Raw genomic sequence first — 25,590 nt, 5'->3', positions numbered from 1 at the left:
GGGCCGGACACCCCGCCCCCCGGCGGACCCAGCGACTGAGGCGCGCAGCGCCCGGCAGGGCCGGGGGCGGCAGATCATCTCCAGCTCGGCCTCGCTCATCGGCGGGGCGTCCTCGTCCGCGGCGGCCATGCACTGGCGCATGCCGCTCGCGACGATCTTGAACCCGGCCCGGTCGAGCGCGCGCGAGACGGCGGCGAGCTGGGTGACCACGTCCTTGCAGTCCCGGCCCGCCTCGATCATCGCGATCACCCCGGCCAACTGCCCCTGCGCGCGACGCAGCCGGTTCAGGACCGCGCCGACCGCCTCCTCGTCCACCTGCATGTCGGGCCGCCTTTCACATCGACTGTCGATGGACAAGTGTACCCGGCGGGGTATTCATTCCCGGGTGGCGAACGTCGTACCCGACCCGCCAGCGCCGGACGCGGGTCGGCGGCACGGGCGGGCGCGGGTCGGCGGCGGGCCAGGGCACGGCTCAGCGGCGGGCCAGGCGGCGTTCCCCGCCCGCGCCGGTCGCGTACGGAAGCTCGTAGTGCGCGAACACGGCGGGCTCGTCCTCGACGGGCAGCACGTCGTCGGTGCCGATCGCCGGCGCCTGCTTGACGAGGTTGCGCGGGTACGCCACCCGGAGGTAGTCCGGACCGGCCACCGCACCCTCCAACGGGACGAACACCAGGCGGCGCCGACCGGCGAACCCGACCGTGACGGTGGCGAAGAACGGCTCGTCGCTGGCCGTCTCCACGTAGACCGACTCCAGCGAACCGATGCGGTGGCCCTTCTCGTCGACCACGGCGTGGCCGCGCCACTCGCGGATGTCCGCCATCGCGATGCCCACGGTCCGACCTCCCGTCCCCGGCTGTTCCCCTGTTCCCCCGCCCCGGTCTCCCATCCTGCTCCGGGAGCGGCCGGGACGCGCGGCGAGACCATGAGCCCCCGGCCCGACGAAAGGGACATACGGGGGTGACCCGGCCAACCGCCACGGGCGCCGTGACCTGGGCTTTAGGCTGTCCGGCAGCAGGACCGCGAGTGGATCGTCAGCGGTGTCAGTGGTGTCCGGGCGAAGGGGGCGGCAGCCGTGGGGTACGAGAACATGTGGGAGTCCGACGGGGCCGGGATCGCGGCCGACCTGCGGCCCGACGTGCCGCATCCGGCCCGGATGTACGACTACTACCTCGGCGGCAAGGACAACTTCCCCGCCGACCGCGCCGCCGCCGAGAAGGCGCTCGCCGCCAACCCGGAGTTCCGCTCCACCGCCCGCGCCAACCGCGCCTTCCTCACCCGCGCGGTGCGGTGCGTCGCCGACCTCGGCATCGACCAGTTCCTCGACATCGGCACCGGCATCCCCACGGCCGGCAACACCCACGAGATCGCCCGGACGGCCAGGCCCGGTGCCCGGGTCGTCTACGTGGACAACGACCCGATCGTGCTCAGCCACGCCCGGGCCCTGATGGCCGGCTCGGGCGCCGGCCGCACCACCGTCATCCAGGCCGACCTGCGTGAGCCCGGCCATCTGCTGGACGCCGTCCGGGCGGTGGAGCTGCTCGACTTCTCCCGCCCGGTCGGGCTCGTCCTCGCCGCGGTCCTCCACTTCCTGCGGGACGAGGACCAGCCCCACCGGGTGCTCGCAGGGCTGCTGGACACCCTGCCCTCCGGCAGCCATCTGGTCCTGTCGCACGGCACCGCCGACTTCATCCCTTCCACGACTCGCGACCGGGTCACCGGCGTGTACGACAGGGCCACCGCTCCCCTCGTCGGCCGCTCCCGCGAGGAGGTCCGGGCCTTCTTCGACGGCCTCGACCTCCTCGAACCCGGCGTCACCACCGTCCCCCTCTGGCGCCCCGACACCACCCCCGAGCCCGGCGCCGACCGCGTCAGCATGTACGGCGCGGTGGCCCGCAAGCCCTGAGGCCCGGGCCGGTCGGCCGGTGCGCGGGAAGATCCGGCTGTCGGCCCCCGTGCGATCGCGCGCGAACGGGCTGACGTGGCCCGGGGCAGGCGGCCCGTACCGCCTTGAGCGGAGCGGGCCGGCCTGGAACGATCGGCAGTTCGGATACGTCAGGCACCGCGACTCGGGGAGAGCCGCGCGATCGGGGAGGCCGTGTGATCATCGCCCGCGAGGTGGAGTTCGACCGCGACGAGATGTTCGAGCTGTACGACGCGGTGGAGTGGGAGGGCTACACCAGCGACGTCGACAAACTGATGCGCGGCCTGGCCAACTCCCATCTGGTCGTGACCGCGCGCGACGAGTCGGGGGAACTGCTCGGGCTGGCCCGCACCATCTCGGACGACGAGGCGGTCTGCTATGTCCAGGACGTCCTGGTGCACCCGCGCCACCACCGCGAGGGCGTGGGCCGTGCGCTGATGGAGCACCTGATGGACCGCTACGCGCACTGCCGCTTCTTCCTGCTCTCCACCGACCACGAGTCCACCCCGGAGGGTGTGCGGAACCACGCCTTCTACCGCTCCCTGGGCTTCCTCTCCTACGAGGAGAAGGAGATGTCCGCCTTCGGGCTCCCCCGCGTCCGCGCTCCGCGGGCGGGTGCGGGTCAGCCCCCGGCCTGACCCCGGCCCCGCCGCGCCCGCCGCACGCTCAGACCGGACGGCCGGGCGGGACCAGGCCGGTCTGGTAGGCGATGGCGACGAGCTGGGCCCGGTCTCGGGCGTCGAGCTTGGACATCGCCCGGTGGACGTGGGTGCGGACGGTGAACGGGCTGACGAACATCCGCTCGGCGATCTCCTCGTTGGTGAGGCCGGTGGCGGCCATCGACATCACCTCGCGCTCACGGGCGGTGAGGACGGCCAGCCGCTCGCTCGCGGGGGTGGCGGACGCCGGCTCGGGCTGGGCCAGGAACTGGTCGATCACGGCCCGGGTGGCGGCGGGCGAGAGCAGCGCCTCGCCCGCCGCGACGGTGCGCACGGCGGCGAGCAGTTCCTTGGGGTCGGCGCCCTTGCCGAGGAATCCACCGGCGCCCGCGCGCAGCGCCTGGGCCACGTACTCGTCGATCTCGAAGGTGGTGAGGATGAGCACCCGGGTGCCGGACAGCTCCTCGTCGCCGCAGATCTCGGCGGTGGCACCGAGACCGTCGACGCCGGGCATCCGGATGTCCATCAGCACGATGTCGGGCTTGGTGGCCCGGGCGAGCGCGACGGCCTCCCGGCCGTCGGCGGCCTCGCCGACCACCTCCATGTCCTCCTCCGCCTCGATCAGCAGGCGGAAGGCACCGCGCAGCAGGGCCTGGTCGTCGGCGAGCAGTACCCGGATGGTCATGCGTGGTCCCTGTCCTCTCGGAGCGCGCCGTCCGCTCGGGCGGCGTGCTCCTGTCGTTCGGCCGGTGTCGGGCGATCGGTACGGGTGGTGCGCGCGGCCCGGGCAGCCCGGGCGACGTCGGCGGCGGTGAAGGCGCCCGCGGACTCGGGGCCGTCGTCGCGGGCGCCGGTGCGCAGCGGCAGTTCGGCGGTGACCAGGAAGCCCCCGTCGGGCCGCCGGTCGGCACTGAGCCGGCCGCCGACCGCCCCGGCCCGCTCGCGCATGCCGATCAGGCCGAAGCCGCCCTCGCTGGGCGGGTGCTGGGGCAGCGACACCGCGCGGCGGCGGCCGGTCGCGGTCGGTCGGCCGTTGGCGACGCTGACCGCGACCCGGCTGCCGCTGTAGGCGAGGGTGATCTCGGCGTCGGCGCCGTGGGCGTGCTTGGCCACGTTGGTCAGCGACTCCTGGACGATCCGGAAGGCGGTGAGGTCCACGCCGGGCGACAGCGGGCGGGCCTCGCCCTCGACGGAGAGCCGGATCGGCAGGCCGGCCCGCTCGAAGGTGGTGATCAGTTCGGGCAGCCGGTCGAGGCCCGGGGCGGGTTCGAGCGGGGCGCGGTCCTCGGCGCGGCGCAGCAGGCCGACGGTGGCGCGCAGTTCCTGGAGGGCCGAGCCGGTGGCGTCGGTGATGTGGCTGAGCACCTCCCGGGCCTGGACGGGGTGGTTGTCCATGAGGTGGACGGCGATGGCGGCCTGGGCGTTGGCGAGGGCGATGTGGTGGGCGACGACGTCGTGGAGGTCGCGGGCGATCCTGATCCGCTCGTCCGCGACCCGCCGACGGGCCTCCTCCTCACGGGTGCGCTCGGCGCGTTCGGCACGCTCCTCGATGGCGGCGAGGTGGGCGCGGCGGTTGCGGATCGAGTCGCCGAGGGCGCCGGGCAGCAGGGCCCAGGCGAGCACGCCGAGCCGTTCGCTGACCGGCCCGCCGGGGCCGAACAGCAGGGCGATCCCGGTGAGCAGGACGGCGGCGGCGACCGAGGCGCGCAGCGCGGTGGCGCGGTCGGTGCGGATGGCGAGGAAGTAGAGCGCGAGCAGCAGCGGGGTGGCCAGGGTCGGGGTGAGCCGGGGGCTGACCATGGCGAGCAGCATCGTGCAGAGCAGCGTGACGGCGACCACCGCACGCGGGTGGCGGCGGTGGGCGAGCACGGTGACGGCGGAGACCAGCGCGATGACGAAGGTGGGCGCGGCGAACGGGGTGAAGCGGCCGCCGGTCTGGTCGATGGTGGCGCCGAGGGCGGTGACCGTGATCATGGCCGTGCCGCCGGCGACGTCGAGCAGCCGCGGATGGTCGCGGCGCAGGCGCTGCCAGAAGTCGCTCATGCTCCTGCTCTCCGGTCGGGGGACGCTGGCCACGCCCGCAACCGGGCAGCCTGGGTTCGAGCCGCGCCGATCCCGCTCGGGGGCGCGGCTGGCCGCGGCGGGGGCCTCCGCACACGCGGTGGCCCCCGACAGCAACGGTAACGGTTGGGCTCGAACCGGTGTCCGAGCGGTAGGGCGCCGGCCCGGCCCCGCACGGTGTCGGGGCGGGGCCGGGCGGCAGTGCCCTAGACGGTGACCGACTCCCGGGCCGGGGCCTGCTCGGGGGCGGGGGTCTCCAGCTTGCTGCCCTCGACGTCCACGTCCGGTATCAGGCGGTCGAGCCAGCGCGGCAGCCACCAGGCGCGGCGACCGAGCAGGGCGAGGACGGCCGGGACGACGGTCATCCGGACGATGAAGGCGTCGAAGGCGACGGCCGCGGCGAGGCCCAGACCCATCATCTTGATCATCGGCTCGCTCATCCCGATGAAGCCGGCGAAGACGGCGATCATGATGAACGCGGCGGCGGTGACCACCCGGGCGTTGTGCCGGAAGCCGGTGACGATCGCCTCGCCGGGCTCCTCGCCGTGGACGTAGCCCTCGCGGATGCGGGTGACCAGGAACACCTCGTAGTCCATGGCGAGGCCGAAGACCACACCGATCATGAAGATCGGCATCATGCTCATCACCGGGCCGGTCTGTTCCACGCCGATCAGCTCGGCCAGCCAGCCCCACTGGAAGACCGCGACCACGGCGCCGAGCGCGGCGACCACAGACAGCAGGAAGCCGAGGGCCGCCTTCAGCGGCACGAGGATCGAGCGGAAGACCACCATCAGCAGGACGACGGCGAGGCCGACGACCACGGCGAGGTAGGGCAGCAGGGCGTCGGACATCTTCTGCGAGACGTCGATGTTCATCGCCGTGGTGCCGCTGACCAGGACCGTCGCCCCGGTGGCCGTCTTCAGGCCGGCCGCGTCGTGGCGGATGGCGTGCACGATGCCCTTGGTCTCGGCCTCGCTCGGACCGGTCGCCGGGACGGCGTTGAGCAGGGCCGTGTCGCCCGCCTGGTTGAACATCGGCGGCGTCACCGCGACGACCCCCGGCAGCCCGGAGACCTTCTTGGCGACCTCGTTCGCGGCGGCCTTCGGGTCGGCGACGCCCTTGGCGTCCACCATGACCGTCAGCGGGCCGTTGAAGCCGGGGCCGAAGCCCTCGGAGAGCAGGTCGTACGCGCGTCGCTGGGTGGTGGAGGTGGGCTTCGACTCGTCGCCCGGCAGGCCGAGCCGCAGGTCGAGCGCGGGGGCGGCGAGCACGCCGAGGCCGATCACACCGCCGAGCAGTACCGCGAGCGGGCGGCGCAGGATGAAGCGGGCCCAGCGGGCGCCGCCGTTCTCCTTCGCGGCCGGGGCCGCCCCGCCGCGGGCCTTGCGGGCCTTGCGCGGCAGCACCTTGCGGCCGAGGAAGCCGAGCAGGGCGGGCACCAGGGTGAGGGCGACCAGCACGGCGATGACGACCGTCCCGGCGGCGGCCATGCCCATCTTGGCCAGGATCGGGATGCCGACCACGGAGAGGCCGGCGAGCGCGATCACCACGGTGAGGCCCGCGAAGACCACCGCGGACCCGGCGGTGCCGACCGCCCGGCCCGCCGCCTCCTGGGGCGCGCGGCCCTCGGCGAGCTCGGCGCGGTAGCGGGAGACGATGAACACCGCGTAGTCGATGCCGACCGCGAGGCCGAGCATCATGGCGAGGGTGCCGGTGGTGGTGGAGAGCCCGAGCGTGCTGCCGAGCGCGGTGATCAGCGCCATGCCGAGGCCCACGCCGACGACCGCGGTGAGCAGCGGCAGGCCGGCCGCGACCAGCGAGCCGAAGGTGATCACCAGCACGACGGCGGACAGCGCCATGCCGATGGCCTCGCTGCTGCCCCCGGCGTCGGCCTTGGCCATCAGCGCGGTGCCGCCGATCTCGACCTTGAGCCCGGCGTCCCGGCCGTGCTGGGCGGCCCGCTCCAGGGTGTCGGTGGCGGTCTTGGACACCTCGCCGGCCTTGGCGGAGTAGCTCACCGTCGCGTAGGCGGTGGTGCCGTCCGAGGAGACGGCGCCCGGCATCTTGAACGGGCTCACCGCGCCGGTGACCTGCTCGGAGCCGGCGAGCTCGCCGACCGTCCGCTCGACCGCCTGCTGGTTGGGCGCGGCGGTGATCTTCTGGCCGGAGGGGGCGACGAACACCAGGCGCGCCGAGGCCCCGTCGGCGTGGCCGCCGGGGAAGCGCTCGTTCATCAGGTCGAACGCCTTCTGCGCTTCCGTGCCGGGCATCGCGAAGCCGTCGTCGGGTGCGGCGGGCGCCTTGGCCGCCAGGACTCCGACGGCTGCCAGCACGGCGACCCAGAGGAAGGTCACCAGCCGGCGCCGGACGAAGGTCCATCGGCCCAGGCGGTAGAGGAACGTGGCCACGGGAGAGCGGACTCCTTCGGATGCGGTTCTCGGGAACAGGAGGCGCCGCGGCCGACCGGACGTCCTGGTGGACGCGGTCCCCGCAGCATGACCCATCCTTGATCGCCGACCCCTGCTCCGTCGTCGTCCCTGTGCAGGCCGTTTGCGTACTGCGGACGCAGTAGTGCCATCCCCCGCACGGAGGAGCGCACGCCCTGCGCCGGAAGCAGCCCCCGGACCTGCGGCGGCAGCAGATCCGGTCACCCGTGCGGTCGGCGACGGCGGGCCGGGGACCGGTGGGCGAAGTAGCGTGATGTGCCTGACCCGTCCGCTGACGTGCGGTTCGGGAGGATTCGACCCGATCGGTGCTGCTCCGGCAGCCCGCCGCCGGAGGTGCCCATGGGCGTTCCAGCCGCCCGCATCGTGTTCGACGAGAGCGACCGCGCGGCCGTCGCCGAAGCGGTGACCGAGATGCTCACCACCGGCGCGCTGACCCTCGGTCCGTGGACCGAGCGCTTCGAGCAGGCCTTCGCCGCCGAGCACGGCGCCTCGCACGCCGTCGCGGTGAGCAGCGGCACGGCGGCGCTGGAGGTGATCCTGCGCAGCGTCGACGTCCGGGGCCGCGACGTGGTCGTCCCCGCCGTCACGTTCTACGCGACCGCCGGGGCGGTGGTGCACGCGGGCGGGCGGCCGGTCTTCGCCGACGTCGATCCGGCCACCCTCGCGCTGTCCCCCGAGACCCTGGAGGCGGCGCTCACCCCGGACACCGCCGCCGTCGTCCTGGTGCACATCGGCGGGCTGGTCGGCCCGCGGGTCGACGCCCTGCGGGCGCTGTGCGACCGGCGCGGCGTCCCACTGGTCGAGGACGCCGCGCACGCCCACGGCAGCAGCTTCAACGGGCGCGCCGCCGGCACCTTCGGCCTGGCCGGGGCCTTCTCCTTCTACCCGACCAAGGTCACCACCAGCGGCGAGGGCGGGATGATCCTCACCGAGTCGCCCGAGCTGCGCGACGGGGCCCGGATCTACCGCGACCAGGGCAAGGGCTCCTTCACCACCAACCACCACGTGAAGCCCGGCTACTCCTGGCGGATGAGCGAGCCGCACGCCGCGATCGGCGCGGTGCACCTGCGCCGGCTGAAGGAGTTCATCGAGACCCGCCGGGCCGTCGCCCGCCGCTACGACACGGCGCTCGCCGGGCTGGACGGGCTCGACCCGGTGCCCGAACCGCCCGGCTGCCGCGGCAACTACTACAAGTACGTGGCGCTGCTGCCGGCCGGGGTCGACCGCGCCGAGTTCAAGCGGGCGGTGGCCGAGGAGCACGCGGTGCGGCTTTCCGGCGAGGTCTACGACCTGCCGCTGCACCTCCAGCCGGTGTTCGCCCCGTACCGGCGCGGGCCGCTGCCCGTGGCCGAGGACGTCTGCGCCCGGCAGGTCTGCCTGCCGGTGCACTCCGACATGACCGAGGACGAGACGGAGCAGGTGGTCGACGCCGTCTCCGCGGTGTACCGGCGCCTGGCCGGGTAGCCGGAGCGAAGGGAGCAAGATCGTGCGGATAGCCGTCACCGGGGGCTGCGGGTTCATCGGCTCACACGTCGTGGACCACCTGATCGCGGCCGGCCACGACGTCCTCGCGGTGGACACCACCGACAAGTACCTCAACCCGGACGCCGAGCACGCGCGGCTCGACGTCCTCGACCTCAAGGCCCTCACCGCGGCGCTGGCCGGCAGCGAGGTGGTCTACCACCTGGCCGCCATGGCCGACGTCGAGCAGGTCAGCGCCGACCCGGTCCGCGCGGTGCGGACCAACATCGACGGCACCGAGGCCGTCCTGGAGGCCGCCCGGCGCAGCGGCCTGAGCCGGACGGTCCTGGCGAGCACCGTCTGGGTCTACGGCGCCGCCCTCACCGACGAGCAACTCGACAGCAGCGAGCAGGAGTTGGACGAGCACGTACCGATCGAGCTGGAGCACAGCGGCCATCTGTACGTGGCCACCAAGCTCGCCGCCGAGATGCTGGTGCACAGCTACCGCGAGCTCTACGGGCAGCACTTCACCATCCTGCGCTACGGCATCCCGTACGGCCCCCGGATGCGGGACGAGCTGGTCGTCGCCCGGTTCGTCCAGGCCGCGCTGGCCGGCCGGCCGATCACCATCGCCGGGGACGGCCGGCAGAGCCGCAACTTCGTCTACGTCGAGGACCTCGCCGACGCCCACGTCCGGGCCCTGTCCCCCGCCGCCGAGGACCAGACCTTCGCGCTGGAGGGCTCGACGGCCGTCTCGGTGCGGGACATCGCCGACACGGTGGACGGCCTGCTGGGACCCGTCACCATCGAGCACATCGACGGGCGGAAGGCCGACTACGCGGGGCGGCGGATCTCCTCGGCGCAGGCCAAGCGGCTGCTGGGCTGGTCGCCGAGCACCAACTTCACCGACGGCGTGCGGCGGTACGCGGACTGGTACCGGGCCGCCGTCGGCACCGCCGCCGGCGCCTGACGGGGCCGCCCGATGCCGCACGCCCTGCTGGTCTCCGGCTCGCTCGGACAGGGCCACGACGTGATGGCCCAGGCCTGCGCCGACACCCTGCGGGAACGCGGCTGGACCACCCGCACCGTCGACGCCATGGCCCTGCTCGGGCAGCGCTCGGGCGCGGCCGGGGAGGCGGTGTTCCGCCGGCTGCTCGACCTGCCCGGGGTGTACGACGCCTTCCACTTCTCGGCGCTGCGGCCCGGTGCCCGGATCGCCCTGCTCGCCGACGCGGCGGCCCGCGGCCGGCTGGTCCCGGCGCTGCGGGAGCTGATCGAGGCGCAGCGGCCGCAACTGGTGGTCTCGGTGTTCGCCACCGCGACCTCGGCGGTCAACCGGCTGCTGCGGCAGGCGCCGGAGCGGGAGTTCCGGCACTTCGTGTTCTGCACCGACGTGACGCCGCACCGGCTCTGGGTGCAGGAGGGGACGGACCTGTTCCTGGTCACCTCCGAGGTCGCCGCGTGCGCGGTCCGGCGGTACCGGCCGGATGCCGACATCGCCGTCGTGCCGGCGCCGCTGCGCCGGCCGTTCTACCGGCCGCCGCGACGGGCCGCGGCGCGGGCGGAGCTGGGCGTGCCGGCGGGCGCCGCGTGCGTCCTGCTGATGTCCGGCTCCTGGGGGCTCGGTCCGCTCGCCCGCACCGCCGCCTCGCTGGCCGCCGCCGGGCCGCACGTCCTCGCGGTGGCCGGGCGCAACCGGGAACTGGAGCGCCGGCTGCGGGCCGCCGCGCGCCGGGAGCCCCGGCTGCACCCCTTCGGCTACACCGACCGCGTCCCCGCGCTGATGGCCGCCGCCGACCTGGTGGTCACCAGCTCGGGCGACACCTGCAGCGAGGCCCGGGCACTGGGCCGGCGGCTGCTGCTCCTCGACGTGGTGCAGGGGCACGGGCGCGACAACCTCCAGCACGAGCTGGAACTCGGCCACGCCGACGTCGCCACCGCCCACCCGGCCGAGGTGGTCCGCAACGCCCTGGCCGCGCTCCACCGCCCCGAGCCCGCGCCGTCCGCCGGCGCCACACCGGAGGCGTGGCAGGCGGGGTTCGGGGCGGCGCTGCGGCGGATGGGGCTGGGATAGCCGCACCGGGCGCGGCCGGAGCGGCCGGCGTCCGGCACTCCTGACGACGCGTCGGTCACACCGGACGGTTCCGGCCGGCGGGCGGCGGCACCCGGTGGTCGCGGAGGGGGCCGAGGGTGAGGCGGCGGGTGCGGCAGTGCGCGGCGATCAGGGGGAGCGCGGCGAGGGTGGCGCGCCAGGAGCCGGGGGCGGAGGTGCAGTCGGAGTCGTGCAGCAGGAGGGTGGCACCGCCGGTGAGGCCCGGGCGGGCGGTCGCGTAGACGGACGCGCCGGTGGCCTCGGCCGTCCAGTCGCGGCCCCAGGCGGTCCACAGCACGCTGCGCAGGCCGAGGCGGCGGGCGGCCAGGGCCGGGCCCGCGGTCAGGACCCCGTACGGCGGGCGGTACCAGAGCGGACGGGCGCCGCAGAGTCCCGTCACCGCCTCGGCGGCGCGACGCAGTTCGCGCAGGTCGCGGACGGGGGCCGGGTACCACTGCCGCCGGTGGTGCCAGCCGTGGACGGCCACCTCGTGGCCGCGCAGCACCAGCTCCCGGCCGAGCGCGGGGGCCCGCTCCAGCATCGCGCCGAGCAGGAAGAAGGTGGCGCGCGCACCGAGTTCGTCCAGCGCGTCGAGGACGTACGGGGTGCTGCGCGGATCGGGGCCGTCGTCGAAGGTCAGGGCGACGTGGCCGGGCGCGGTGCCGTGGCCGGCGGTGCGGCGTGCCAGGGTGCGGCGCAGCGGCGGCAGCCGGACGGCGGCCGGGGCGAGGTGCAGGAACTCGGCCCCGGCGGCGACGGCGAGGGCCCCGGCGGTGAGCGCCCCCGGGCGCCGCACGGCGGCGCTCACCCGAAGCGGGAGGCCATCCGGCGGAACACGCCCGGGGCCACCCCGTGGATGCGGGCCGGGAAGCCGAGCCACTGCGGGACGTAGAGCCGGTCGCGCCCGGTGGTGATGGTCGCGACCACGACGTCCGCGACCCGCTCCGCCGGGACCGGGCGCGGGCGCTCGCGCTGGTACGGCGTGCCGCGCCGGTCGAAGAACGGGGTGTCCACGGGCCCCGGGAGCACCAGGCGCACCCCCACCCCGGTGCCGCGCAGCTCGTACCAGAGGCTCTCCGCGAACATCGTCAGCCCGCCCTTGGTGGCGGCGTACCCCGACTCGTCCCGCACGCCGACCTGGCCGGCCATCGAGCCGAGCAGCACGATCCGGCCGCGGCGGCGTTCCAGCATGCCGGGCAGCAGCAGGCGGACCAGGCGCAGCGGGGCGGCGAGATTGACCTCGATCATCCGGTCCAGGGTGTCGGAGGGCGTCTGCGCGTACGGGCCGCGCCAGCCCAGGCCGGCGCTCGCGATCAGGGCGTCCACCCGGCCGGCCGCGGCCAGGGCGGCCTCCGCGAGGCGGGCCGGGCCGTCCGGCTTGCTCAGGTCCTCGGGCAGGGCGCGGCCGCCGGTGCGGTCGGCGAGTTCGTCGAGGCGGGCGCGGTCGGTGCCGGAGAGCAGGGTGTGCCAGCCGGCGTCGGCCAGGCGGGTGGCGGTGGCGAGGCCGATCCCGGAGGAGGCGCCGGTGATCAGCGCGACCGGGCGGTCGGCCGGGGCGGTCCGGCCCTCCGGGGATTTCGGGGCCGAGGGCTCCTTGGGGTCCGAGGGGTCCGTGCGGGCCTTCGGGCCTGACCACCGGGGTCGGGAGTGGGACTCCTCCGCCATCGGGCACCTGCCGCTCTGTGGCCGCGTCGCCGTCCGATTTGTCCGGCAAGTCACCTTCGCATGGCGGAGCCGTCCGGGCTACCGGGGCGGGACGGCGGGCTCCCCCTCGGTGTCCCGGTGCGGAGCCACCAGTTCGGCGGACTCGCCCTCCAGCTCACCGAAGCGGGAGAGCACGAAGGTGCCGCCCACCGCGACCACGAAGCCGGTCAGCGCGCACCACTCGAACCCGGGCCGGGCGGCGTCCCCGAGCACCGTCACGCCGATCAGCGCCGGGCCGAAGGTCTCGGTCACCGTCCCGGCGGCGGTCGCGGCCGTCACCGTCCCGCGCTGCAGCGCCAGGGCGTAGGCGAGGTAGCCACCGAGGCCACCGACGGCGAGGGCGTAGGCGGCGGGATCGGTGAGGACGGCGACCGGGCCGGAGACGTCCAGGACCCGCACGGCCAGGCTGGTCACGCCGAAGCCGACCCCGGCCAGCAGGCCCAGGCCGGCCGCGACCGCGTTGCCCTCCCGGCGCACCAGGACGACGGTGGCGAGCACCATGGCGGCGGTGGTGGCGAGCAGCGCCCAGTGGAAGGCGGTCGCGGCGTGGTCGCGGCCCTCCTGGCCGGAGCCGAGCGCCAGCAGGGTCAGGCCGAGGACCACCGCGAGGATGCCCGCGAAATCGCCCCGGCGCAGCCGGGCGCCCAGCAGCCAGACGGCCGCCAGGGCGGTGACGGCCAGGCTGGCGTTGGTGACGGCCTGAACGAGGAAGAGCGGGAGGGAGCGCAGGGCGACGATGCTCAGCACGAAGCCGACGATGTCCAGCAGCGTGCCGAGGATGAACTGCCAGGACCGCAGCAGCGCGGCCAGCAGGCCCGCCCGCACCCGGTCAGCGCGCGGGGCCGACCGCGCGCCGCGCGCCTGGAAGACCGCCCCGAAGCCGAAGCAGACGGTCGCGGCCAACGCGGTGGTGAGTCCCAGCAGCATGCCTCTCCCTGCCTCGCGGGGCAGCATTCGGTCCCCCACCAGTCTGTGCCCGGGGGAACGGGGGCGCACGGATGGAGCGCACGGGACGAGGGTGCACGGGTGGAGCGCGTGGGGCGGGACGGGGCGGAGCGGCTCGGCCCACCGGGTCCACCTGAGCGGCGGGCGGTTTGCCGACGAGCGGTGTTGCGTCATGCCTGATCCATGATTCAGCACGCCGTGCCGCTCGCCGCATCCGGTCTGAAGATCGACTGGGCAAGGATGCCGACCTACAACACGATCATGTCCGTGGCCGCCGGTGCCGGGCTGCTGCTCGTGGTGGAACTGGGACGTCGGCTCCTCGCCCGGGGCCGCACCATCACGCTCGACGGCTGGGCGCTGGCGTTCGGGGCCCTCGGGTTCACCCTCGTCACCACCGGCCTGCACATGACCCTGACCTGGCCGCTGGCCAGGCAGGGCTTCCCGTTCGACAACATCATCTTCGGCGAGCCCGCCCTGGCGTTCGGCGTCCTCCTGCTCACCGCCTCCTTCTACCTCTGGACGCGCGGCAGCGAGCTCCTCGCCGCGGACGGCGTCGACCGGACGGTCCGGGTGGCCGCGCCGATCTCGGTGTTCGTCTTCGGCATGGGGCTCGCCTGCTTCGGCATCGCCGCCGCGGGCTGGAGGTACACGCTCTTCGCCGCCCCGCCCGAGGAACCCGTCTCGGGGGAGTTCTCGGACCGGCCGTGGCTGGAGGCGAGCTTCATGTCCGGGCTGTACGTCCTGGTCGGCATCGGGGCGCTGCTCTTCCCGTTCGCGCTGCGCTCGCCCCGGCGGTGGACGAGCCCGGTCATCGGCGCCGCATGGGGGCTGGCCGGCCTCGCCTTCCTGGCGTTCGGCGGGCTGAACTACTTCACCCACATCGGGCTCATCGTCAACACCATGTGACCGACGGCGGTCCTGCCGGGGCCCGGTGGATCCGGATCCACCGGGCCCCGGGGAGCGGCCGCCCCCGGAGTCCCGGACGGGCCGGAGCGCCCACCCGCGGGACGCGGCTCCGGGTCAGCCGAGCGCGTCCGCGAGCAGCGTGGCCGTCCGGGCGGCCAGGGGTTCGTCCATCGGGGCCGCCTCGTCCGCCGGCTCGGTGGTCAGTACGGCCAGGAGGACGGGGGCGCCGGCCGGGGTCCAGGCGATGCCAGGCTGGTGACACGGTCGCCGATCGAGCGGGCGAAGCCGGTGACGGCGGTCGGTCCGCCGAGTTCGCGGAGCAGCAGGTTGGCCGCGGTGCTGTCGCTGCAGGAGATGGCGGCGGAGCAGAGGTCGGCGGCGGTGTACCGGATCCGCACTGACGGTTCGTCAGCGGTGGTCATCCGTCCGATGGTTCACGGCCGGACGGCCACCGCGGCGTACAGCGAGACTTCCTCGGCGGCCCCGGGCGTCTCCTCCGGCGCGGGCCGCCACTGCGCGATGGGGACGAGCCCCGGGTCGAGGAGCGTCCAGCCGTCGAAGAAGCGGACGATCTCCGACCGGGTGCGGGCCTGGGCGGCGGTGCCGGCGGCCTCGTAGATCCGGGTCAGCCGGGCGATGTCCTCGGGTGCGAACTCAGGGCTGACGTGGGTCAGTACCAGGGCGCTGCCGGGGACGAGGGCGGATTTGAGGCGCTCGACCAGCTCGTACGCGCCGTGGGTGTCGGGGACGAAGTGGAGCAGGGCGTTGAGGGAGAGCGCGACCGGGCGGGACAGGTCGAGGGTCTCCCGCAGGCCCGGGGCGGCGAGCAGTCCGAGCGGGTCGGTGACGTCCGCCTCGACGTACGCGGTGCGGCCCTCGGGGGTGCCGGTGAGCAGGGCCTGGGCGTGCGAGAGCACGATCGGATCGTTGTCGGCGTAGACCACGCGGGCGTTCGGCCGGATGCCCTGGGCGACCTCGTGCAGGTTGGGCGAGGTGGGGATGCCGGTGCCGATGTCGATGAACTGGTCGAAGCCGGCCTCGGCGAGCGCCCGGGTCGAGCGCTGCATGAAGGCGCGGTTGACCCGGGCGGCGGCGCGCAGCCACGGCGCGACGGCGAGGGCCTGTCCGGCGGCCTCGCGGTCGGCGGCGAAGTTGGTGAAGCCGCCGAGGAAGTAGTCGTACATCCGGGCCGAGTGCGGCACGTTCAGCCGCAGGTCCACCCCGTCGTAGAGACCCATCGCGCTCTCCCCCGGTTCCGCTCCCGACCGATCATTCCCGACCGATCGCTCCTGACCACGATAGGCGGGACCGGTCGTGTTCCGAACAGCTTCGGAGCATTCCAACCAACCGACGGCGCCCATGAGATGACCATCTGTATTCGGATTGCATCCTGGAGTGACGGGCCTGATGGAATGAGGATGGGCACCGACAGCCCGACCCTCGGGTGGCCGGGTGAGCAGCCGACGGCCACGGAAAGCAGGCTCGATGACGATCGACAGGGGTGCCCCGGCGCGCAGGTTCCGGGGCGGAACGGCCGTGGCGCACATTCACGGAGCGGAGACGGCGCCGGCGGCCGGCTCCGACCGCGCTCCCCGGTCCGACCCCGAACTCCGCCTGGGCCTCGCCTACGCCGCCTTCTGCGAGACGCACGAACCCGCCTGGCACGCGCTCGCGTTGACCCGGATAGGCAACCGGTCCGACGCGGAGCTGGTCGTCGGGGCGGTGAAGTCCGACCTGGCCCGCTGCTGGCCGCAGGTCCTGCGGTTCGAGGAACCGGCCGCCTACGCCTGGCGGTTGGCCAACCAGCACGTCTCGGACTGGGTGGCCGCCGAGGAGCCGGTGGAGGTGGAGGCGGTCACCTTCGCGGCGGTGATCGGGGCCTTCAAGCAGGTGGCGAAGGGGCTGCTGCACAGCGAGGCCGACGAGGTGCGGCTGTACGCGGCGATCCTCGAACTGCCGGACCGGCAACGGGACGTGGTGATCCTGCGGTACCTGCTCGGCCTGCACGTCAAGGTGATCGCGGCGTACCTGGGGCGGCCGGTGGCGACGGTGCACTCCAACCTCCGGCACGCCCGGGAACGGCTGGCCCGCCGGCTCGGGGTGGGCGAACTCCCGGACGACGAGGGCGAGCTGTGACGGGCAGACCGGAGGAGGGCGCCCCGGCCCGCGCGGAACCGGCGGACGGCGGCCGGACGGTGTTCCGCGTCCCCCGGCCCGAACGCGCCCATGCGGAGCGGGTCGCGGCGCTGCGCCGGGCCAGGCTCACCGCCGCGCCCGCCCACCTGCCGTCGGAGCACGAGCAGGCGGCGTTCGAACTCGGCCTGGTGGTGGCCCTGCTGCTGGGCGCGCCGGACGCCTCGCGCGGACTCGACCTGCTGGTGAACGCGCGCCGGATCGAACCGGAGGGGGCCGAGGTGTTCGGCGCGCTGCTGTATGCCACCGGCAAGGAGGAGGGCGCCGAGTTCTGGTGGCGCTTCGCGGCGGGCTCGGGCAGCGGGACGGCCGCCTACTGCCTGCACCTGCACCACCTGATGCTCGGCGAGACGGACGACGCCGACTACTGGCGGGCCTGGTCGGACCAGCTGGCGACGGCCGAACGAGCGCCCGGGCCGCGGGTGTTGCGGATGAACCGGCCACTGCTGCCGGACGACGTACGGCGGGACATCCTGTCCCGGGTGCACCGGGGGCTCGCCCCGCAGCTGCCGCCGGCCCTGGTCGCAGTGATCGACCGGCTGCCGGTGCAGGACGGGGACGAGGAGGAGGTGCCGAGCCCGTGGGGGCTCACCTCGGGGGCGACCTCCGGCTGCTCCTGGACGGACCTTCCGTGGGGAGCCGGGGACGATCACGGCGCCCCGTGGGAGTGAGTGTCCCGCGGGCTGCCGTGATCATCCGTTCAGGTGAGCGCCGACAGCCGGGCGACGACGGCCCGGTCGCGCCCGCTCCCGGTCTCGGTCCACTCCCCCGCCGGCGTGGTGTGCCGGACGACGTACCGGTGCGGTGCCATCGCGGTGTCGCGTCCGGCCAGGGCGGCGACCACGGCTCGGTGGGCCTCGGCGGGGCCGAACGAGGGGTCGACGGCGGCCACCTCGGCCACCAGCCTTCCCTCGCTCACCGAGAGCCGGTGGTCCCCGAGCGCGGCGTGCAGGAGTTCGCGGACGGCCGCGAGATCGATCCAGGAGCCGTCGACCAGCTTCCATTCACCGCCCCGGCCGGCCCCCGGCGGCCCGAGCGCCGCGGGCAGGTCGGCCAGCAGCACCGGGCCCTCGGCGGCGGCCGCGAGCACGGCCGGCAGCGCCCGGGCGAAGCTCTCGGCCTCCTCGGGGTCGAGCACCTGGGGACAGGCGATCAGGGCGAAGTCCAGGCTGCCGGTGATCCGCAGGACGGTGAGCATCAGCCGGACCGGCAGCGGCGGGGCGGGCAGCACGGTGAGTTCGGGGTCGGCGGCCGGGGGCGGCTGGACGGCGGCGACGGAGGCCGGGATGGTGAGGCTCAGATCGTTGACGACCACCTGGCGGGCGAACCGGGCGCCGCGCACATGGGCCGCGTCGTCCACCAGCTGCCAGACCTTCTCGGCGTCCAGGGTGCTGTGCCAGTAGGCGCTCAGCGAGGCCGACTTGGCGCGGCCGATCAGCTGGTCGAGGTCGGCCGCGCCGGCGTCGAGCAGGATCAGCGCGTCCTGCGCGAGGGTGCCGACGTGGTCGATCAGGGCGGCGCGCTGACGGTTGGCGGACAGCGCCGAGAACACCAGCTCGGAGCGGCCCGCACGGTGGGCGACCAGCGCGGCGAAGGCGGCGAGCAGGACGACCGAGGGGCTGGCACCGGTGCGCCGGCAGACCGCGGCGAGGTCGTCGGCGGCGGTGCGCGAGCGGACCAGCAGGGCGCTGTGGTCGCGGGGCGGGCCGCTGATCCGCGCGTCGGAGAAGACGCCCACCGGACCGGCGGTGAGGATCCGGGCCCAGTGCCGCAGGGCGGCCGCCGACCTGCGGCGGCCCTGGGCGCTCTGCTCCGCCACGGCGATCCCCAGCGGGGTCGGCGCGGTGACCGGCGGCAGCTCCTTCCCGGCGGCGAGGGCGCACCAGTCCTCGATCAGCACGGCGGTGGCGGCGCCGTCGGCGCCCGCGTGGCAGACCACGGCGACCAGCCGCAGCAGTCGATCGCCCGCGGCGATCAGCGTGAACCGGATCCTCGGCGGCAGGTCGAGGCCGACCGGAACGGTGACATCGACCCGGCCCAACTCCTCGGCCATCGCGTTCAGTTCGGCGTCCGAGCGGCAGCCGGCCTCGACCACGGAGACGGCGAACCGGCCCTGCCGGTGCACCACCTGGCGGTCCGGGAATCCGTCCGGACCGGGGCCCGTGGGAAAGGAGGTTCGCAACGATTCGTGCCGCTCGACCAGCCGACGGAGGGCGACCAGCCCGGAGGGGACCGAGGTGCCGTCGGGCACCGGCCAGACGGACTCCTTGTTGATCGCCTCGGGGGCACTGGCCCGGATGCAGCGGATCATGTTGTCCTGGCCGCGGGTGAGCGGTCCGGAGCCGCTGCTCTCGGCGGCGTACCGCACGGTGACCCGCCTGGTGGCCGGATTCGCGCCGTACGGTGTCGCGCCGAGCAGCGTCGGGTCGTGCGGTGTCGCGCTGAGCAGCGTCGGGTCGTGCGGTGGAGCGCCGAGTGACGTCGGGTCCTGCGGTGGAGCGTCGTGCGGTGCCACGTCGTACACGCCTTTCGGCTTGCCGGGGAGGGCCGGGAAGGGCTCGGCAGGGGGTGTGACCGGGACGCTACCAGCGCGCTCGCCAGCTGGTCCAGACCAAACCGGACCTGATCGAGCGTTTCGTCAATTCCCTTTCCACTCATGCGAGTTGACATGTATTGGCGATCCCCCGAGGGCGGCGACGGCAGCCCGGAACGGTTCCGCAACGGGGACGTCGCAGAGCCGGGCCGGGCCGGCGCCGAGCACGCCCGGGTCGGCCACCAGCACAGGCGACGGACCGGCGACGGGCACGCCGAAGGACTGCACGACGCGCCCGCCGTACGCCTTGACGCAGGCCTCCCGGCGGCACCACAGCGCGGTGAACCGCGCCGCCCGCTCGGCCGGTTCGACGGGCTCGGCGACGAACCACGCCTCCTCGGCCGGGAACCAGCGGGCGGCCATCCGCTCGGCCGTCCGCGGGTCGTGGAGCCGTTCGACATCGACACCGACCGCCCGCCCCTCGGCGAGGGCCAGCACCGCGACGGCGTCCGAGGCCGACCAGCTGACCCGCAGCCCGCCGTCCCCCGCCGGCTCGGGCTTGCCGTTCGGCCCGTACCGCCAGACCACGTCGGCCGGGTGAACGCCGAGCCGGGCGGCGACCAGCTGCCGGACGGCGCCGCGCACCACGGTGAAACGCTCGCACGCCCCGGGGTCCATCCCGGACGCCCGGGCGCGCTCGCCCTGGTCGAGCAGCTGCCACAGCTCCCCGGCCGGAGCGGCCGGTTGACGTGTGTCGATCAGCCAGAGGTCGATCGCCGTCACGGCAGGGTCAGCGTACTCAGCACGCCGAGCCGGCGGTCGAACCCGGCCAGCAGCGCGGGCCGGCCTGCCGCCCGCCACTGCGGGAGGTGTTCGGCCAGCTCCGCCCAGAGTCCGGTGAACGGCTGGGCCGGCGGGGGCTCCGGCGGACCGAAGCCGGGACCGAGCAGCAGTGCCGCCTCGGGCCCGAGCTCCCCGGCCGCGGCCCGGACCGACTCGGCCGGGGAGGTCGCGCCTCTGGCCTGCCGGACGGCCAGACCCTCGCCGGGGGCCTCCTCGCAGACCAGCACCACCACCGCGTGCCGCTCCGGCAGCGGCACCGGTCCGGGCGGCTCGTAGTGCAGCGCGGTCTGTTCGGCCAGCACCACCACGGCCCGGCGGCAGCCGCCGGTGCGCTGGTGGCCGGCGGCCAGCCGCAGTGCGGTGAAGGCCGCCGCTCCACCCTGGTCGCAGACCGCGAAGGCGAGCGGGCCACCCGGGACGGACCGGCTGAGCGCCAGCGAGGACGGCGCGCCGGGCCGCACGTCCGGGGTGTCGAAGGCCAGGATCAGCAGGTCGGCCGGCTCGTCCTCGGCGAGCGCCTCGCGGAGCACTCCGGCGGCCAGTTCCTCGTAGGAGTGACCGACGCCCTCGCCCAGCAGGTCCTCGCGCAGCGGCAGGCCGTAGGGGCGGACGAGGTCGGAGACGAAGACCCGCAGGTCCGGGTCGAGCGAGGTCTCCGAGCGGCCGTCGAACCGGCGGGCCAGCGCCCGGGTGATCCGCAGACCGGTGGGACCGGGGGCCACCCGGTCAGTCCTCGGGGATGACGTGCCCGGCGACGTAGTCGGCCAGCCTGGTGACCGACCGCAGGTCGTCCTCGGTGATCTGCTCGACGTCCACCTGGATGTCGAGGGACTCCTCCAGCTCCAGGATCAGCTCGATGGTGCCGGCCGAGGTGAGGCCGAGGTCGTCGAAGAGGCAGGCGTCCTGCGGGATCTCGGGCAGTTCGCGCTTGAGGACGCGCGGCAGGAGCTCGCCGATGCCGTGCAGGATGCGCTCGCGCAGTTCGGGGTCGGTGGTCTGGACCGCGGCTTCTGACATGGGTGTCCCGTCCCGTCGTACGTGGGATGTGTGCTCCGGGGCTTGCAGGCGCCCCGGGGCTCTGGGTGGTGTGGGAATCCGGCGTCACCGTGCGGACGGCGGCCGGCGGATTCGGCGGCATCGGCGGCCGGTGGCCGGCGGACCGTCAGTACCGCATCGCCATCGCGGAGAAGGTCGCTCCGACACCGGCGGCGGCGATCAGGTAGTGGTCGCCGCGGCGGAGCAGCCCCCGCGTGGTGGCGGTGTGGAGATTGATGAGGCTGTCCGAGGCGAAACTGTGCCCGACCGACCGCACGTTGTCCAGCACGACTTTCTCGACCGGATAGCCGATCCGGCGCGCGATCATCCGCCAGGACGCCTGGTTGACGTTGTGCGGCAGGATCGCGGCCAGGTCGGAGAGGTCCAGACCGGCCTGGTCCAGGGCGGCCTCGATCGCCTCCACCATCACGTTCGGGTACTCGCGCTGGTAGCGGGCGAGCAGGTCCGGGTCCTCGGCCAGCCGGCCGTCGAACTCCGGGCGCTGGCGCACCACGAAGGAGAGCATCCGGTGACGCTCGCCACCGGCGCTGACCAGGCAGGCGGCCGCGCCCTCGGCGAAGATGCCGGTCTCGGGCACCACCTGGGCGTCCCTGGTGAAGGTCTTCTCGCCGGTCAGCACCAGGGCGAGCGCCGCCGGGTCGGGTTCGTCCGCGAGCAGCCTGCCGGCCAGGTCGATGGCCAGCAGGCCCACCGCGCAGGCGTGGTGGGTCACCGTGAAGGCGTTGGCGTGCGCCAGTCCACGGGCGTCGAGCAGGTCGTGCAGCGGGTTGAGCGGATGGGGCACCGCCACCGGCATGCTGCGGGCGTGGATCACGAAGCGGATGTCGGATTCGCGTCCACGCAGCTCCGGCAGGTTGTCCAGGGCGGCGTCGAGCAGGTCGGGCAGCGTCCCGGTCGGATCCAGACGCAGCTGGTCCAGGCCGTGGAAGCGGCGGAAGAGACGGAGTTGACGTGGGGTCAGGCCGATGAGCTCGCCCACAGCCTCGATGGGAACGGCGTGCGGGGGGAGGTGGACGGCCACTGCCTCCAGTGCGGTCACCCGGGCTAGTATTCCGACGCCCGCCGGGTCGCACAAGTGATCTCGGGCCCCCTCCGTCGCCGCCGCTCCCCGGAAGCCGGTCAACTTTCCCCCGGCGCGGCCGCGTTCACCCCCGTGCCGTCGAGCAGGTGGGAGATCTCTCATGTCGAACCCTGAACCCCCCTACCCCGGAGCCCCGTTGAACCAGGATCTGGTGGCCCTGCTGGTCGAGGTGGCCGGTGCGCCGCCCGGCTGGGCGCGTCACGTCACCCCGGACGCCCGGCTGGACGGCGACCTGCTGCTGGACGAGGACGAACTCGCCGAACTGGCCGATCGGCTGCGCGGGCGCTTCGGCCCGCAGGCCGACCTGGCCGCGCTGCGCGCCGGGCTCGACCTGGCCGCCCTGGAGGCCCTGACCGTCGCCGATGTCCAGCGGCTGCTCCCCGAGGAGGGCGCACGATGACCCGGTTCCTCCTGGTGATGCCGCCGTTGACCGGCCACGTCAACCCGGCCGCCGGCATCGCCGCCGAGTTGACCGCACGCGGCCACCAGGTCGCCTGGACCGGCACCGAATCGGTGCTGCGCCCGCTGCTCGGCCCGCAGGCCCGGGTGCTCGGCACCGGTACCCGGGCGTTCCGGGCCCAGGGCGGACACGGGCTGGCCGCGTTGCGCTCGCTCTGGGAGGGCTTCATCGTCCCGTACACCAGGTTCACGCTGAAGCCGCTGGACGCCGTCGTGCGGGAGTGGCGGCCGGACGTGCTGCTGGTCGACCAGCACACTCCGGCGGGCGCGCTGGTCGCGCACCGGCACGGTCTGCCGTGGGCGTCCTTCGCGCCCGGGGCGATGGAACTGGGGCGCCCCTACCGGGCGTTGCCGCAGGTCGAGGCCTGGATGACCGGGCTGCTGCGGGGGCTGTGGGAACGCGCCGGGCTGCCCGCGGAGGAGTACCTGGACCCGCGCTTCTCCCCCGCCCTGGTCCTGGCGACCACCGGTCCGGCCCTGACCGGCTCGACCCCGCCGCCGGAGCACGCGCTCGTCGGGCCGGTGATCACGGCGCGGCCGCACGATCCGGACTTCCCGTGGGAGCGGCTGCTGCCCGGTCGGCGCCGGGTGCTGGTCACCATGGGAACCCTGGCCGGCGAGCTGGGCGCGGACTTCCTCGCCCGGTCCGTCCGGGCGCTGGAGCTGTGCGGTGACGAGGTGCAGCCGGTGTTCGCCGCGCCGAGCGAGCTGCTGCCCGAACTCCCCTCCCGGGCCGTCGCGGTGGGGCGGGCGCCGGTGCTGGAGCTGATGGCGCGCGGCGAGCTGGACGCGGTGCTCTGCCACGGCGGGATGAACACCGTGGGCGAGGCCCTGGCGCACGGACTGCCGCTGGTCACCGCACCGATCCGGCACGACCAGCCGATCGTGGCCGGCCAGGTGGCGGCGGCGGGCGCGGGGCTGCGGGTGCCGTTCGCGCGCGTCACCTCGGTGCGGCTGGCGGACGCGCTGCGGGCCGTCCTGGACTCCACGGCCCACCGGGAGCGGGCGGTTCAGGTCGGGAGCCGACTGCTCGCCGGGGGCGGTGCGGTGGCCGCGGCGGACCGGCTGGAGGCGCTCGGCTGAGCGGGCCGGACCGGGCTCGTCCCACCCCCGGACCGGCCCCGATCCACCCCCGGAACCGCCCCGCCCCGGCCCGGAACCGCCGCCCCTTAGCAGACCGGCCGAGGGTACGTCCATTGGTCTAGGCCATTGTTTCCGGGGCGGGGTTCGTCCTAGGGTGTCGCAGCGGCACCGCCCTCCGCAGGTGCCGAGCCCCGCCTTTCCAGGTGCCGTGGCAGCCCATCCCCGCACGGGAGTTCCGGTTGATCGAGACCGCGGGACTGCGCAAGTCCTACCGCAAGAAGACCTCCCGCCGCAGCGGCGAGCACCCCACCGTCGACGCCGTCCGCGGCATCGACCTGTCGGTCGCCGCCGGCGAGATCTACGGCTTCCTCGGCCCCAACGGCGCGGGGAAGACCACCACCCTGCGCATGCTGGCCACCCTGATCCGCCCGGACGGCGGACGGGCCACCATCGCCGGGGCCGACCTGTTCACCGACCCCGCCGGGGTCCGCCGCCGGATCGGCTACGTCGCCCAGGGCGGCGGCACCACCGACCACGTCAGCGGCCGCGAGGAACTGGTCCTCCAGGCCCGGATGTACGGCGCGGCCAAGGCGCAGGCCGTCCAGGCCGCCGCGGACGCGCTCAAGGCCTTCGACCTGGCCGATTTCGGCGACCGCCCGTGCGCCACCTACTCCGGCGGCCAGCGCCGCCGGGTGGACATCGCGCTCGGGGTGATCCACCAGCCCCGGGTGCTGTTCCTGGACGAGCCCACGGTCGGGCTGGACCCGGCCAGCCGGGCGCACGTCTGGGAGGAGATCCGCCGGCTGCGCACCGAGGGCATGACGGTGGTCGTCACCACCCACTACCTGGACGAGGCCGACGCGCTCTGCGACCGGGTCGCCATCGTCGACCACGGCCAGGTCGTGGCCGAGGGCACCCCCGAGGCGCTCAAGCGCGAGATCTCCGGCGACGTCGTCCTGGTCGGGCTGGATGCCGCGGACGCCGCGGAGGCCGCCTTCGAGCGGGCCGCCGAGGTGCTGCGCGCGCAGCCGTACCTGCACCGGCTGGAGCAGAACGGCGACGAGGGGCTGCGGCTGTACCTGGAGGACGGCGCCGCCGCCATTCCCCGGCTGCTGCGCGCCCTGGACGCGGCGGGCGTGACGCCCGGCACCGTGCAGCTCCAACGGCCCAGCCTGGACGACGTGTTCCTGGCCCGCACCGGCCGCTCGCTGCAGCAGTCCTGACCCCGTACCGCCCGGACCCGCACAACCCCCTGGGGAGACCGTGAAGCTCGCCCGCGACACCTGGCTGGTCTTCCAGCGCCAGCTGCTGCTCATGATCCGCACCCCGATCTGGATCGCCGTCGGCATCATCCAGCCCGTGTTCTACCTCCTGCTGTTCGCCCCGCTGCTGAAGAAGGTGCTCGCCCCGCAGGGCGCCGACAGCTACGCCGACGCCTACCAGGTGTACGTGCCGGGCCTGTTGGCGGTGCTGTGCATCTTCGGCGGACTGTTCACCGGCTTCAGCCTGCTCGGCGAGCTCAGGGCCGGCATCATCGAGCGCTCCCGGGTGACCCCGGTGAGCCGGCTGGCGCTGCTGCTGGGACGGGCGCTGCGGGAGATGGTGGCGCTGCTGGTGCAGGCCGTCCTGATCACCCTGATCGCGCTGCCGTTCGGGCTGCGGGTGAACCCGCTGAACCTGCTGCTCGCCTACCTGCTGCTGGGCCTGCTGGCGCTGATGACCTCGGCGCTCTCCTACGGCATCGCGCTGATGGTGCCGACCGACGCGGCGATGTCGCCGGTGGTCAACACCATCGCGCAGCCGATCGCGCTGCTGTCGGGGGTGCTGCTGCCGCTCACCCTGGCGCCCGGGTGGCTGCAGCAGGCGGCCAGGTGGAACCCCTTCTACTGGGCCGTGGAGGGCATGCGCGCGCTGTTCTCCGGGCACGCCGGGGACAGCGTGGTGTGGCAGGGACTGCTGGTGGTCGTGGTGATGACCGTCCTGGCGGTGTACTGGTCGGCCCGGCTGTTCTCCACCCGGGTGCGCTGACCGACGAACGAGGGAGGGGCCCGGGGGGGGGGGGTGGCGGGCCCCCGCCCGGGCGTGGTGTCGGGCCCCCCCGGGCGGCGCCCGGGGGCCCGGGCGCTCCGTCAGCCCCCAACGGCGG

The 25,590-nt window shown here is 74.6% G+C and carries 25 protein-coding genes and 2 pseudogenes; 12 read left to right on the top strand and 15 right to left on the bottom strand.

Annotation, left to right across the window (positions count from 1 at the left end; all coding sequences use genetic code 11):
• Positions 1 to 72 precede the first annotated feature (72 nt).
• Positions 73 to 321, bottom strand: a pseudogene (locus tag ACFWJ4_RS17505) (metal-sensitive transcriptional regulator); the annotation flags it as partial.
• A gap of 151 nt (positions 322 to 472) precedes the next feature.
• Positions 473 to 820 carry a PRC-barrel domain-containing protein gene (locus ACFWJ4_RS17500; RefSeq protein ID WP_380544883.1) on the bottom strand — a complete coding sequence of 116 codons (348 nt, stop codon included), beginning with the start codon at positions 818 to 820 and terminating at the stop codon, positions 473 to 475.
• Positions 821 to 1,087: 267 nt separating this feature from the next.
• Here ACFWJ4_RS17500 and ACFWJ4_RS17495 point away from each other — a divergent pair, with 267 nt between their 5' ends.
• Together ACFWJ4_RS17495 and ACFWJ4_RS17490 are read left to right on the top strand one after the other, a co-directional pair.
• Positions 1,088 to 1,903 carry an SAM-dependent methyltransferase gene (locus tag ACFWJ4_RS17495; RefSeq protein WP_380544880.1) on the top strand — a complete coding sequence of 272 codons (816 nt, stop codon included), beginning with the start codon at positions 1,088 to 1,090 and terminating at the stop codon, positions 1,901 to 1,903.
• Between the two features lie 194 nt (positions 1,904 to 2,097).
• A complete protein-coding gene (locus tag ACFWJ4_RS17490; RefSeq protein ID WP_380544767.1) occupies positions 2,098 to 2,559 on the top strand; it encodes a GNAT family N-acetyltransferase in 462 nt (153 codons plus the stop codon).
• 28 nt (positions 2,560 to 2,587) lie between these two features.
• Here ACFWJ4_RS17490 and ACFWJ4_RS17485 read toward each other — a convergent pair whose 3' ends face one another.
• The 3 genes from ACFWJ4_RS17485 to ACFWJ4_RS17475 form a co-directional block, all read right to left on the bottom strand.
• Positions 2,588 to 3,265, bottom strand: coding sequence for a response regulator transcription factor (locus ACFWJ4_RS17485; protein WP_359914739.1), 678 nt, complete (start codon positions 3,263 to 3,265; stop codon positions 2,588 to 2,590).
• Positions 3,262 to 4,623, bottom strand: a complete 1,362-nt coding sequence (locus ACFWJ4_RS17480) for a histidine kinase (RefSeq protein WP_359914736.1) — start codon at positions 4,621 to 4,623, stop codon at positions 3,262 to 3,264. The genes ACFWJ4_RS17485 and ACFWJ4_RS17480 overlap by 4 nt, the downstream gene beginning before the upstream one ends.
• Positions 4,624 to 4,847: 224 nt before the next feature.
• Entirely contained in the window at positions 4,848 to 7,049 is a 2,202-nt protein-coding gene (locus ACFWJ4_RS17475; RefSeq protein WP_380544764.1) for an MMPL family transporter, read from the bottom strand.
• A gap of 378 nt (positions 7,050 to 7,427) precedes the next feature.
• On the opposite strand from ACFWJ4_RS17475, the gene ACFWJ4_RS17470 reads away from it, so the two are divergent.
• Genes ACFWJ4_RS17470 through ACFWJ4_RS17460 form a run of 3 tightly spaced genes read left to right on the top strand, consistent with a single transcriptional unit; the run spans position 7,428 to position 10,623 of the window.
• Entirely contained in the window at positions 7,428 to 8,552 is a 1,125-nt protein-coding gene (locus ACFWJ4_RS17470; protein WP_380544762.1) for a DegT/DnrJ/EryC1/StrS family aminotransferase, read from the top strand.
• A 22-nt stretch (positions 8,553 to 8,574) separates the two neighbouring features.
• The gene (locus ACFWJ4_RS17465; protein WP_380544760.1) at positions 8,575 to 9,519 is read left to right on the top strand and encodes an NAD-dependent epimerase/dehydratase family protein; all 945 of its coding nucleotides are present in this window, start codon (positions 8,575 to 8,577) and stop codon (positions 9,517 to 9,519) included.
• A 12-nt stretch (positions 9,520 to 9,531) separates the two neighbouring features.
• Entirely contained in the window at positions 9,532 to 10,623 is a 1,092-nt protein-coding gene (locus ACFWJ4_RS17460; RefSeq protein WP_380544757.1) for a hypothetical protein, read from the top strand.
• 55 nt (positions 10,624 to 10,678) lie between these two features.
• Here ACFWJ4_RS17460 and ACFWJ4_RS17455 read toward each other — a convergent pair whose 3' ends face one another.
• From ACFWJ4_RS17455 to ACFWJ4_RS17445, 3 genes are all read right to left on the bottom strand, one after another.
• Positions 10,679 to 11,449 (bottom strand): polysaccharide deacetylase family protein, encoded by a 771-nt coding sequence (locus ACFWJ4_RS17455; protein ID WP_380544754.1) that lies wholly within the window; start codon positions 11,447 to 11,449, stop codon positions 10,679 to 10,681.
• Complete coding sequence (locus ACFWJ4_RS17450) at positions 11,446 to 12,306, bottom strand: SDR family NAD(P)-dependent oxidoreductase (RefSeq protein WP_380544751.1); 861 nt, start codon at positions 12,304 to 12,306, stop codon at positions 11,446 to 11,448. The genes ACFWJ4_RS17455 and ACFWJ4_RS17450 overlap by 4 nt, the downstream gene beginning before the upstream one ends.
• A 78-nt stretch (positions 12,307 to 12,384) precedes the next feature.
• Positions 12,385 to 13,272 carry a DMT family transporter gene (locus tag ACFWJ4_RS17445; RefSeq protein WP_380544748.1) on the bottom strand — a complete coding sequence of 296 codons (888 nt, stop codon included), beginning with the start codon at positions 13,270 to 13,272 and terminating at the stop codon, positions 12,385 to 12,387.
• A 201-nt stretch (positions 13,273 to 13,473) separates the two neighbouring features.
• On the opposite strand from ACFWJ4_RS17445, the gene ACFWJ4_RS17440 reads away from it, so the two are divergent.
• A complete protein-coding gene (locus ACFWJ4_RS17440) occupies positions 13,474 to 14,196 on the top strand; it encodes a DUF981 family protein (RefSeq protein ID WP_359914711.1) in 723 nt (240 codons plus the stop codon).
• Between the two features lie 263 nt (positions 14,197 to 14,459).
• Here ACFWJ4_RS17440 and ACFWJ4_RS17435 read toward each other — a convergent pair.
• Both ACFWJ4_RS17435 and ACFWJ4_RS17430 read right to left on the bottom strand, forming a co-directional pair.
• A pseudogene (locus ACFWJ4_RS17435) lies at positions 14,460 to 14,579 on the bottom strand (serine hydrolase); the annotation flags it as partial.
• Between the two features lie 51 nt (positions 14,580 to 14,630).
• Entirely contained in the window at positions 14,631 to 15,434 is an 804-nt protein-coding gene (locus tag ACFWJ4_RS17430; RefSeq protein ID WP_380544745.1) for an SAM-dependent methyltransferase, read from the bottom strand.
• A gap of 298 nt (positions 15,435 to 15,732) precedes the next feature.
• Between ACFWJ4_RS17430 and ACFWJ4_RS17425 the strand changes: the two genes are divergently transcribed.
• Both ACFWJ4_RS17425 and ACFWJ4_RS17420 read left to right on the top strand, forming a co-directional pair.
• On the top strand, positions 15,733 to 16,332 hold the full coding sequence (locus ACFWJ4_RS17425) for an RNA polymerase sigma factor (RefSeq protein WP_380544742.1): 600 nt from the start codon (positions 15,733 to 15,735) through the stop codon (positions 16,330 to 16,332).
• Complete coding sequence (locus ACFWJ4_RS17420) at positions 16,329 to 17,060, top strand: hypothetical protein (RefSeq protein WP_380544740.1); 732 nt, start codon at positions 16,329 to 16,331, stop codon at positions 17,058 to 17,060. The genes ACFWJ4_RS17425 and ACFWJ4_RS17420 overlap by 4 nt, the downstream gene beginning before the upstream one ends.
• Before the next feature lie 29 nt (positions 17,061 to 17,089).
• Here ACFWJ4_RS17420 and ACFWJ4_RS17415 read toward each other — a convergent pair whose 3' ends face one another.
• From ACFWJ4_RS17415 to ACFWJ4_RS17395, 5 genes are all read right to left on the bottom strand, one after another.
• Positions 17,090 to 18,904: a condensation domain-containing protein gene (locus ACFWJ4_RS17415; protein ID WP_380544737.1), complete on the bottom strand. Its 1,815-nt coding sequence runs from the start codon at positions 18,902 to 18,904 to the stop codon at positions 17,090 to 17,092.
• A gap of 123 nt (positions 18,905 to 19,027) precedes the next feature.
• A complete protein-coding gene (locus ACFWJ4_RS17410; RefSeq protein ID WP_380544734.1) occupies positions 19,028 to 19,705 on the bottom strand; it encodes a 4'-phosphopantetheinyl transferase family protein in 678 nt (225 codons plus the stop codon).
• A complete protein-coding gene (locus tag ACFWJ4_RS17405; RefSeq protein ID WP_380544731.1) occupies positions 19,702 to 20,487 on the bottom strand; it encodes a hypothetical protein in 786 nt (261 codons plus the stop codon). The genes ACFWJ4_RS17410 and ACFWJ4_RS17405 overlap by 4 nt, the downstream gene beginning before the upstream one ends.
• A 4-nt stretch (positions 20,488 to 20,491) precedes the next feature.
• Entirely contained in the window at positions 20,492 to 20,782 is a 291-nt protein-coding gene (locus ACFWJ4_RS17400; RefSeq protein WP_049653836.1) for a phosphopantetheine-binding protein, read from the bottom strand.
• 145 nt (positions 20,783 to 20,927) lie between these two features.
• Positions 20,928 to 21,860, bottom strand: a complete 933-nt coding sequence (locus tag ACFWJ4_RS17395; RefSeq protein WP_380544728.1) for a 3-oxoacyl-[acyl-carrier-protein] synthase III C-terminal domain-containing protein — start codon at positions 21,858 to 21,860, stop codon at positions 20,928 to 20,930.
• Between the two features lie 178 nt (positions 21,861 to 22,038).
• Between ACFWJ4_RS17395 and ACFWJ4_RS17390 the strand changes: the two genes are divergently transcribed.
• From ACFWJ4_RS17390 to ACFWJ4_RS17375, 4 genes are all read left to right on the top strand, one after another.
• A complete protein-coding gene (locus tag ACFWJ4_RS17390; protein WP_380544725.1) occupies positions 22,039 to 22,302 on the top strand; it encodes a hypothetical protein in 264 nt (87 codons plus the stop codon).
• Positions 22,299 to 23,444, top strand: a complete 1,146-nt coding sequence (locus tag ACFWJ4_RS17385; protein WP_380544723.1) for a glycosyltransferase — start codon at positions 22,299 to 22,301, stop codon at positions 23,442 to 23,444. Before ACFWJ4_RS17390 ends, ACFWJ4_RS17385 begins: the two co-directional genes overlap by 4 nt.
• 239 nt (positions 23,445 to 23,683) lie before the next feature.
• A complete protein-coding gene (locus ACFWJ4_RS17380; protein ID WP_380544720.1) occupies positions 23,684 to 24,667 on the top strand; it encodes an ATP-binding cassette domain-containing protein in 984 nt (327 codons plus the stop codon).
• Positions 24,668 to 24,707: 40 nt separating this feature from the next.
• Complete coding sequence (locus ACFWJ4_RS17375) at positions 24,708 to 25,472, top strand: ABC transporter permease (RefSeq protein ID WP_380544717.1); 765 nt, start codon at positions 24,708 to 24,710, stop codon at positions 25,470 to 25,472.
• The last annotated feature ends 118 nt before the right edge of the window (positions 25,473 to 25,590 follow it).

Origin of the sequence: Kitasatospora sp. NPDC127067 (assembly GCF_042724755.1) — a bacterium.
GTDB lineage: Bacteria > Actinomycetota > Actinomycetes > Streptomycetales > Streptomycetaceae > Kitasatospora > Kitasatospora lactacystinica.
This window is presented reverse-complemented; position numbering and strand designations above follow the sequence as displayed.

What these genes read in the sequence shown, in the direction of transcription:
- ACFWJ4_RS17450 (WP_380544751.1), bottom strand. Translation starts at nt 12,306, where the DNA reads ATGGCGGAGGAGTCCCACTCCCGACCCCGGTGGTCAGGCCCGAAGGCC.
- ACFWJ4_RS17480 (WP_359914736.1), bottom strand. Translation starts at nt 4,623, where the DNA reads ATGAGCGACTTCTGGCAGCGCCTGCGCCGCGACCATCCGCGGCTGCTC.
- ACFWJ4_RS17400 (WP_049653836.1), bottom strand. Translation starts at nt 20,782, where the DNA reads ATGTCAGAAGCCGCGGTCCAGACCACCGACCCCGAACTGCGCGAGCGC.
- ACFWJ4_RS17500 (WP_380544883.1), bottom strand. Translation starts at nt 820, where the DNA reads ATGGCGGACATCCGCGAGTGGCGCGGCCACGCCGTGGTCGACGAGAAG.
- ACFWJ4_RS17440 (WP_359914711.1), top strand. Translation starts at nt 13,474, where the DNA reads ATGATTCAGCACGCCGTGCCGCTCGCCGCATCCGGTCTGAAGATCGAC.
- ACFWJ4_RS17385 (WP_380544723.1), top strand. Translation starts at nt 22,299, where the DNA reads ATGACCCGGTTCCTCCTGGTGATGCCGCCGTTGACCGGCCACGTCAAC.
- ACFWJ4_RS17445 (WP_380544748.1), bottom strand. Translation starts at nt 13,272, where the DNA reads ATGCTGCTGGGACTCACCACCGCGTTGGCCGCGACCGTCTGCTTCGGC.
- ACFWJ4_RS17485 (WP_359914739.1), bottom strand. Translation starts at nt 3,265, where the DNA reads ATGACCATCCGGGTACTGCTCGCCGACGACCAGGCCCTGCTGCGCGGT.
- ACFWJ4_RS17460 (WP_380544757.1), top strand. Translation starts at nt 9,532, where the DNA reads ATGCCGCACGCCCTGCTGGTCTCCGGCTCGCTCGGACAGGGCCACGAC.
- ACFWJ4_RS17430 (WP_380544745.1), bottom strand. Translation starts at nt 15,434, where the DNA reads ATGGGTCTCTACGACGGGGTGGACCTGCGGCTGAACGTGCCGCACTCG.
- ACFWJ4_RS17470 (WP_380544762.1), top strand. Translation starts at nt 7,428, where the DNA reads ATGGGCGTTCCAGCCGCCCGCATCGTGTTCGACGAGAGCGACCGCGCG.
- ACFWJ4_RS17495 (WP_380544880.1), top strand. Translation starts at nt 1,088, where the DNA reads ATGTGGGAGTCCGACGGGGCCGGGATCGCGGCCGACCTGCGGCCCGAC.